Here is a 7,762-nt window from a genome sequence, read left to right as displayed (position 1 = left end):
CGACTTGTTGTCTTACTTAGGCATAATACAAGAATTCAGACAGTAAGCGGCCAACGGAGGGAACGGGGATGAGTGAGCCTTATTTAGGTGAAGTCAAGATCATTTCCTGGAACTATGCACCGCGCGGCTGGGCATTTTGTAACGGCCAGTTGTTGCCGCTTAACCAGAACCAGCCATTGTTCTCACTTCTTGGCACCAGGTACGGCGGCAACGGCCAGACAAATTTTGCCCTTCCGGATATGAGGGGACGTGCGCCGGTTCATACGGGCGGCCCTATTGGTGCAATTGTCGGCGGCCAGGGCGGCGAAGAGTTTCACACGCTCACGCTCGGCGAAATGCCGACACACAACCATTTCGTCAACGCATCGAACACTGCCGGCAACGTCAACAATCCATCCGGCGCGCTGTTGGGGGCGAACGCCAGCCCGATCTATCAGCCGCCTGGCAGCGCGGTGGCTATGGCGAAGGAAAACATCACTTTCGTCGGTGGCGGCCAGCCGCATGAGAACAGATCGCCCTATCTCGTCTTGAATTTCATCATTGCCCTGCAAGGCATATTCCCGTCGCGAAATTAAGAGGACGCTTCGATGAGCCAACCTTTTGTCGGCGAGATCAGGATGTTCGGTGGCAATTTCCCTCCGAATGGCTGGGCGTTCTGCCAAGGCCAGTTGATGCCGATCTCCGAGAACGAAACCTTGTTCAATCTGATCGGTACGACCTATGGCGGCGACGGGGAGGAAACATTCGCCCTGCCCAACCTCGCATCCCGCATCCCCGTCCATGCTGGCAAGGGCCCGCTGGTCAGCCAGACCTATATCATCGGAGAACTGGGCGGGGTCGAATCCGTCACTGTTTCAACCCAACAAATGCCGAACCATTCCCATACCTGGACCGGTTCGTCGAATATCGCCAAGAATCCGGGTCCGTCCGGCGGTGTCCTGGCGACATCGAGCCTGCTGACGCCCTATGTGGGTATCGCACCTGATGGCAACATGGCCGCCGGAGCCATTTCGCCGGCCGGCGGCAGCCAGCCTCACGACAATATGGTGCCGTTCCTCGCCGTCAGTTTCATCATCTCGCTATTTGGCATCTTCCCCCAGCAAAGCTAGAGACTTGCCATGACCAATCCGTTCGTCGCCGAAATTCGAATTTTTGCCGGAGATTTCGCCCCGACGGGGTGGGCGACCTGCGATGGCCAGCTCCTGCCAATCTCGCAGAATACGGCGCTGTTTTCGCTGCTGGGCACAGTTTACGGCGGCGACGGCAAGTCGACCTTCGCGTTGCCGAATATGGCTGGCTCCGCGCCCATGGGGCAAGGACAGGGCAATGGCTTGTCGGAGCGGTTTCTCGGCGAGACGGGTGGCGAAACGTCCATCACCCTTCTGCAAACGGAAATGCCGCAACATAATCATTTTGTCGCGATATCCACCGAGAGTGGCGCCCAGGGAACTCTTACCGATGCGGTTGTTCTGGGGAAATCGGGGGGCGGAACGCTGTATCAGAACAACACTTCGCAAAATCTGGTCCAGATGGACCCCCAGGCACTGAGCATGACGGGCAGTACGTTGCCTCACAACAACCTGCCTCCCTATCTGGCGATGACGTTCATCATTGCTATGCAAGGCGTTTATCCGGCGCGTCCGTAAGCGCCACTCCATGATCCAGCTTCCGATTGTGGACAACGGGCCTGTTATATTTTGCTGGGTGCGCGCGGCGCGGATTGATCTGACGTTCCGCCCGATGGCGGACACCGATCTGCCGTTCCTGTCGGCGCTCTACGCCTCGACCCGCGCCGAAGAACTTGCCGTCACGCCGTGGAGCGACGCGCAGAAAACGGCGTTCCTCGACATGCAGTTTCAAGCGCAGCACGCGCATTACCAGAAATACTATCCCAACGCCGACTGGCTGGTGATCGAGCAGGCAAGGCAAGATATCGGTCGCCTGTATATCGAGCGCTCGGCGAGCGAGCATTGCATCATAGATATCGCCTTCCTGCCGGCGCATCGCGGCAAGGGGTCTGGCGGTGCGTTGCTCGCCGATCTCATCGATGAGGCCGCCGCCGTCGGCAAGTCGGTCTCGATCCATGTCGAGAAGAACAATCCAGCGCGGCGGCTCTACAAGCGCCTCGGCTTCACCGTTGCCGAGGACAAGGGCGTCTACGACCTGATGATCCGTTCGCCGTAAGGGCCGTGCCGGTCGTCACGTGCCGCGATACCAGGAGACGATGGTGAAACGTTCGTTGCACGTGACCGGGGTGACTTCATGCGTCGTTTCCGAGCGAAAGGCGACGAGAGAGCCCGGCAATGCCGGCATGGCAATGCGCAGGTCCGGGCCGCTGTAAGGCCCATGCAGGACCAGCGAGCCGCCTGCATAGCTTTCTGGCGAAGGGTTGTCCGATTGACGGTTGAGAAAGATCACCACCGAGATCTTTCGGAACCGCGACTCGTCGTGAATGAGCGGCGTGTTGCCATCCTGGTGCGGCACAAAGAAATCGCCTTGCCGATAGTGAAGGAACTGAGGTTTCTCGACCTGGCCGAGCAGCAGCCCGAAATGCCGCTCCAGAGCCGCCTTCTGCTGCGCCAACAGGGCACTCACTCGCTCTTCAGTGGCCTGCGAAACATCGGCGCGCACGGTCTTTCGGATCTCCGGCCATGCCATCTTCTGGTCGGCACGCCCCAGCAGGCCGGCCGGACGGCCCAAGGCCGCCCGAATTTCCGCGCACAGTGCGCTACACGCCGCTCCGTCAAATACGTCCGCAATCTCGATATAGTCGATCATATGTCGAGCCGCCGCGCTGCCAAATCGCCCTGATGGCCGGAGCGTCCCCGTGGCCGATCCGGTCGAAAAAAATCAGTTGAATACCGCCTCGTAAAGCCGCCCTGCCTCATCGGCAGCGATCGGCACGATGAAGATCTCATGGGCGCCGCTTTTGCCGTTGAACCGATAGATAGCCTGCGGCAGCGCCGCGTCGCGCGGCCCCCTGAACAGCAGCGTGAAGCCACCGCCGTCGCGCGGGCTGTTGGCAATGGGCTGCACCGCGCTCAGTTCCATCGTGAGCGTCTGACCGCCGGCTTCGACGGAAAAGCTCTGCCCCTGCTCGAAATCCGAAAGCGATGCCATGCGCCTGCCCTGGTTCGTCTGTCTTTCAGACGGCTCTCTTGAGATGTCTATCCCGTCAGCCAATCTCGCCGCTTCATGGCGTGCTGTCTATAGAGCTCGATCTCCAGAAGTACAAAAGAGCACGATCAAACAAACAGATAGATTTATCTTGGCCACGTAGGGTGAAGCAGCCGTCAACGCGTTGCGCACCGGCAGCCACTGGCCTAAACCGGAATGGTATAAGAGGAGAACACTAGGGATGACTGACGCGAAAACAGACACGGCCCCGGCCGGAAGCACCGCGACCAACACGCTGCCGCTGTTCTACAAAAAACCCGAGGCGCTCAATCCGCTGCGGCACGGCTCACTCGGCCTTACGGCGCGGGCCGATTTCTCCTTTGCCCGCACCGCGCACGCCATCCCCGTCGTCGCATCGGAAATGCCGGCGGCGATGCGCTCCTATCCGATCGTTTTCATTGGCGACGCCAAGGCGCCTGTCATCATCACCGGTCTGCGCCAGGACCAGAACCTGTTCGTAGGCGCCGACGGCAAATGGGCGGAGCCGCATTACATTCCCGCCTATGTCCGCCGTTACCCCTTCATCCTCGCCGATGAATCGAAAACGACCGGCCGCCTGACGTTGTGCATCGACCGTGCCAGCGAACGCGTCGTCGAGCAGATGCCTTCGTCCAAGGACAGCGACGAGATCGCGCCCTTCTTCGACGGCAACGAGCCGGCCGAGGCCTCGAAGCAGGCGCTCGCCTTCTGCAGCCAGTTCCAGACCGACTTCAATGCGACTCGCGCCATGATCGACAAGATCGACGCGCACGGCCTGTTCGCGCCGCGGCAGAGCAAGGTGACGCTGGAGGGCGGCGAGACCCTCAACCTCACCGACTTTCAGGTGATCGACGAGCCGGCCTTCAACAAATTGAGCGACGAGGCGTTTCTCGATCTCAGGAAATCCGGCGCGCTTGCGCTGCTCTATTGCCATCTCGCCTCGAGCAACAGCTGGACCTCGCTGGTCTTCCAGGCGTCATTGCGGCGAGCTGGCTGACGCGGCCCGCGACGAAAAGCTTCGGCAAGGCGCGGGTTGTTTAAATCAACGGTTCGCGCCTTCGTACGACGATCTCTCCGCCGCTCGAATCATGCTGTTGTCGTGCAGATCGCTTGCCATGACGGGCTGGCGAACTCCCAATGCTCGACGTGTAGCTCTCGCCGAAATGCGCCGAGGCGGCATCACCCCCCGGTTCGCGGACCTGTCAATAAAGTCGAGCACGCCAGCCTTGCTGCCCTCCTCGATCGTTGAATATCCGGTCGCGGCCATCGATCACGGTCCGAACGCAAAAAGCCCGCGTGAAGCGGGCTGTTTTTGATGTTGGTTGCGGGGACAGGATTTGAACCTGTGACCTTCAGGTTATGAGCCTGACGAGCTACCGGGCTGCTCCACCCCGCGTCACCTCCAGGGCAAGCTCTTGCTTGCTCCGGACTCTCCAGGGCAAGCTCTTGCTTGCTCCGGATCTGAAGCAAGCGTTTGCTTGCTTATCTGGACGTAAGCCTATGAACAGGATGGCTTACAGATAGGTATATGGCTGACCAAATGAAAGGGCCGCTTGCGCGGCCCGTGATCCCTTGGCGGGCCTTTTCGTAGAGAGAAGATTTCAGTTTCATCCGGTTTGCGGATGAGAGTTCAACGTGCGTTTTGCAGACCTGGCAGCGACCTACTCTCCCGCGTCTTGAGACGAAGTACCATCAGCGCTGGAGCGTTTCACGGCCGAGTTCGGAATGGGATCGGGTGCAGCCGCTCCGCCATAACCACCAGGTCGGCAAAACGCACGTTATATCGAGAAGCTGTTTTTTCGTGCCAAGGCGACGTTTGTGTTTTGCTTTCGGGCGCAAGCCCGCAAGCGCGACTGCGCGTCGCCGGTTTTCCGGCGCCCTCGCGGAGCATAGGCCCGTAAGGGCCGCTCATGCGTGAGCGCTGGTCAGATCATCGTGTTCACGATGAGCATAAGGAATGAGAACGATCAAGCCGATCGAACTATTAGTACCGGTAAGCTTCAAGCGTTGCCGCTCTTCCACACCCGGCCTATCAACGTGGTCGTCTTCCACGGTTCTCAGGGAATACTCGTTTTAAGGTGGGTTTCCCGCTTAGATGCCTTCAGCGGTTATCCCGTCCGGATATAGCTACCCTGCTATGCGGCTGGCGCCACAACAGGTCCACCAGAGATCCGTCCATCCCGGTCCTCTCGTACTAGGGACAGATCCTTTCAATATTCCTACACCCACGGCAGATAGGGACCGAACTGTCTCACGACGTTCTGAACCCAACTCACGTACCGCTTTAAATGGCGAACAGCCATACCCTTGGGACCTGCTCCAGCCCCAGGATGCGATGAGTCGACATCGAGGTGCCAAACAACCCCGTCGATATGGACTCTTGGGGGTCATCAGCCTGTTATCCCCGGCGTACCTTTTATCCGTTGAGCGATGGCCCTTCCACGCGGGACCACCGGATCACTATGACCGACTTTCGTCTCTGCTCGACTTGTCAGTCTCGCAGTCAGGCAGGCTTATGCCATTGCACTCAGCGAACGATTTCCGACCGTTCTGAGCCCACCATCGCGCGCCTCCGTTACTCTTTAGGAGGCGACCGCCCCAGTCAAACTACCCACCATACATTGTCCCGGACCCGGATAACGGGCCGCGGTTAGACATCCATAGTAATAAGGGTGGTATTTCAAGGGTGGCTCCACCTGAGCTGGCGCCCAGGTTTCAAAGCCTACCACCTATCCTACACATGCCACTACGAATGCCAATGTAAAGCTATAGTAAAGGTGCACGGGGTCTTTCCGTCTAACCGCAGGAACCCCGCATCTTCACGGGGAATTCAATTTCACTGAGTCTATGCTGGAGACAGCGGGGAAGTCGTTACGCCATTCGTGCAGGTCGGAACTTACCCGACAAGGAATTTCGCTACCTTAGGACCGTTATAGTTACGGCCGCCGTTTACTGGGGCTTCGATTCAGAGCTTGCACCCCTCCTCTTAACCTTCCAGCACCGGGCAGGCGTCAGACCCTATACGTCGTCTTGCGACTTCGCAGAGCCCTGTGTTTTTGATAAACAGTCGCTACCCCCTGGTCTGTGCCACCCTCCTCTACTTGCGTAGAAAAGGGTCACGCTTCTTCCGAAGTTACGCGTGCAATTTGCCGAGTTCCTTCAGCATAGTTCTCTCAAGCGCCTTGGTATACTCTACCTGACCACCAGTGTCGGTTTCGGGTACGGTTTATAAGGAGGAGCTATTTCCTGGAACCGCTCCGCTGCCCGTTCAATCCGATAAGATTGGACAACTTGTGCGATCCGTCACTACCTCCAAGCCCACGAATATTAACGTGGTTCCCATCGACTACGCGTTTCCGCCTCGTCTTAGGGGCCGGCTAACCCTGCTCAGATTAGCTTTAAGCAGGAACCCTTGGTCTTTCGGCGGGGGAGTCTCTCACTCCCCTTACGTTACTCATGTCAGCATTCGCACTTCTGATACCTCCACCACCCCTCACGGGTACGGCTTCGTCAGCTTACAGAACGCTCCGCTACCGCTTGGCCCTTGCGGACCAAACCCTAAGCTTCGGTGTATGGCTTTAGCCCCGTTACATTTTCGGCGCAAAGACCCTTATTTAGACCAGTGAGCTGTTACGCTTTCTTTAAATGATGGCTGCTTCTAAGCCAACATCCTGGTTGTTTTGGGATCCTCACATCCTTTCCCACTTAGCCATAACTTGGGGACCTTAGCTGTAGGTCAGGGTTGTTTCCCTTTTCACGACGGACGTTAGCACCCGCCGTGTGTCTGCCGACTAGTACTCCCAGGTATTCGGAGTTTGGTTAGGTTTGGTAATCCGGTGAGGACCCCTAGCCCATCCAGTGCTCTACCCCCTGGGGTATTCGGTCGACGCTCTACCTAAATAGATTTCGCGGAGAACCAGCTATTTCCGAGTTTGATTGGCCTTTCACCCCTAGCCACAAGTCATCCCGAACTATTGCAACAGTTATGGGTTCGGTCCTCCAGTAAGTGTTACCTTACCTTCAACCTGCTCATGGCTAGATCACTCGGTTTCGGGTCTAATGCGACGAACTGAACGCCCTGTTCAGACTCGCTTTCGCTGCGCCTACACCTAGCGGTTTAAGCTTGCTCGTCACACTAAGTCGCTGACCCATTATACAAAAGGTACGTGGTGACCCTTACGGGCTCCCACTGTTTGTAGGCAATCGGTTTCAGGTACTCTTTCACTCCCCTTGTCGGGGTGCTTTTCACCTTTCCCTCACGGTACTAGTTCGCTATCGGTCATGCACGAGTACTTAGGCTTGGAAGGTGGTCCTCCCAATTTCAGACAGGATTTCACGTGTCCCGCCTTACTCGAGGACGATTGATTGCATTACGCGTACGGGGCTGTCACCCACTATGGCCCTACTTTCCAGAAGGTTCCGCTTGTCTCTCAATCGCCACTGGCCTGGTCCGGGTTCGCTCGCCACTACTTCCGGAGTCTCGGTTGATGTCCTTTCCTACGGGTACTTAGATGTTTCAGTTCCCCGCGTTCGCCACTTTATCCCTATGTATTCAGGATAAGTTACCTATTATCGATACTTGGAAACCACAGCAGCAGATCGCTCT

The 7,762-nt window shown here is 57.6% G+C and carries 7 protein-coding genes, 1 tRNA gene and 2 rRNA genes (1 of these 10 running past the window's edge); 5 read left to right on the top strand and 5 right to left on the bottom strand.

Features of this window, described 5'->3' with window-relative positions:
- Nucleotides 1–68 precede the first annotated feature (68 nt).
- Genes NKI46_RS16170 through NKI46_RS16155 form a run of 4 tightly spaced genes read left to right on the top strand, consistent with a single transcriptional unit; the run spans nucleotide 69 to nucleotide 2,184 of the window.
- A complete protein-coding gene (locus NKI46_RS16170) occupies nucleotides 69–575 on the top strand; it encodes a phage tail protein (protein ID WP_023672955.1) in 507 nt (168 codons plus the stop codon).
- 12 nt (nucleotides 576–587) lie between these two features.
- The gene (locus tag NKI46_RS16165) at nucleotides 588–1,109 is read left to right on the top strand and encodes a phage tail protein (protein ID WP_023672956.1); all 522 of its coding nucleotides are present in this window, start codon (nucleotides 588–590) and stop codon (nucleotides 1,107–1,109) included.
- A 9-nt stretch (nucleotides 1,110–1,118) separates the two neighbouring features.
- Nucleotides 1,119–1,646 carry a phage tail protein gene (locus NKI46_RS16160; protein ID WP_023672957.1) on the top strand — a complete coding sequence of 176 codons (528 nt, stop codon included), beginning with the start codon at nucleotides 1,119–1,121 and terminating at the stop codon, nucleotides 1,644–1,646.
- Between the two features lie 10 nt (nucleotides 1,647–1,656).
- Nucleotides 1,657–2,184 carry a GNAT family N-acetyltransferase gene (locus NKI46_RS16155; RefSeq protein ID WP_031203583.1) on the top strand — a complete coding sequence of 176 codons (528 nt, stop codon included), beginning with the start codon at nucleotides 1,657–1,659 and terminating at the stop codon, nucleotides 2,182–2,184.
- Nucleotides 2,185–2,199: 15 nt separating this feature from the next.
- On the opposite strand, the gene NKI46_RS16150 is transcribed toward NKI46_RS16155, so the two are convergent.
- Together NKI46_RS16150 and NKI46_RS16145 are read right to left on the bottom strand one after the other, a co-directional pair.
- Complete coding sequence (locus tag NKI46_RS16150; RefSeq protein ID WP_023672959.1) at nucleotides 2,200–2,778, bottom strand: 2OG-Fe(II) oxygenase; 579 nt, start codon at nucleotides 2,776–2,778, stop codon at nucleotides 2,200–2,202.
- 72 nt (nucleotides 2,779–2,850) lie between these two features.
- Nucleotides 2,851–3,120 (bottom strand): DUF6916 family protein, encoded by a 270-nt coding sequence (locus tag NKI46_RS16145; RefSeq protein ID WP_023672960.1) that lies wholly within the window; start codon nucleotides 3,118–3,120, stop codon nucleotides 2,851–2,853.
- A gap of 238 nt (nucleotides 3,121–3,358) precedes the next feature.
- On the opposite strand from NKI46_RS16145, the gene NKI46_RS16140 reads away from it, so the two are divergent.
- A complete protein-coding gene (locus tag NKI46_RS16140) occupies nucleotides 3,359–4,153 on the top strand; it encodes a SapC family protein (protein ID WP_023737477.1) in 795 nt (264 codons plus the stop codon).
- Between the two features lie 322 nt (nucleotides 4,154–4,475).
- Here NKI46_RS16140 and NKI46_RS16135 read toward each other — a convergent pair.
- The 3 genes from NKI46_RS16135 to NKI46_RS16125 form a co-directional block, all read right to left on the bottom strand.
- A tRNA-Met gene (locus NKI46_RS16135) sits at nucleotides 4,476–4,552 on the bottom strand.
- 252 nt (nucleotides 4,553–4,804) lie between these two features.
- Nucleotides 4,805–4,919: ribosomal RNA gene (rrf, locus tag NKI46_RS16130) — 5S ribosomal RNA — on the bottom strand.
- A gap of 200 nt (nucleotides 4,920–5,119) precedes the next feature.
- Nucleotides 5,120–7,762 (bottom strand): 23S ribosomal RNA (locus NKI46_RS16125) (it continues 159 nt past the right edge of the window).

The organism is Mesorhizobium sp. M0615, assembly GCF_040320805.1.
Classification (GTDB): domain Bacteria; phylum Pseudomonadota; class Alphaproteobacteria; order Rhizobiales; family Rhizobiaceae; genus Mesorhizobium.
This window is presented reverse-complemented; position numbering and strand designations above follow the sequence as displayed.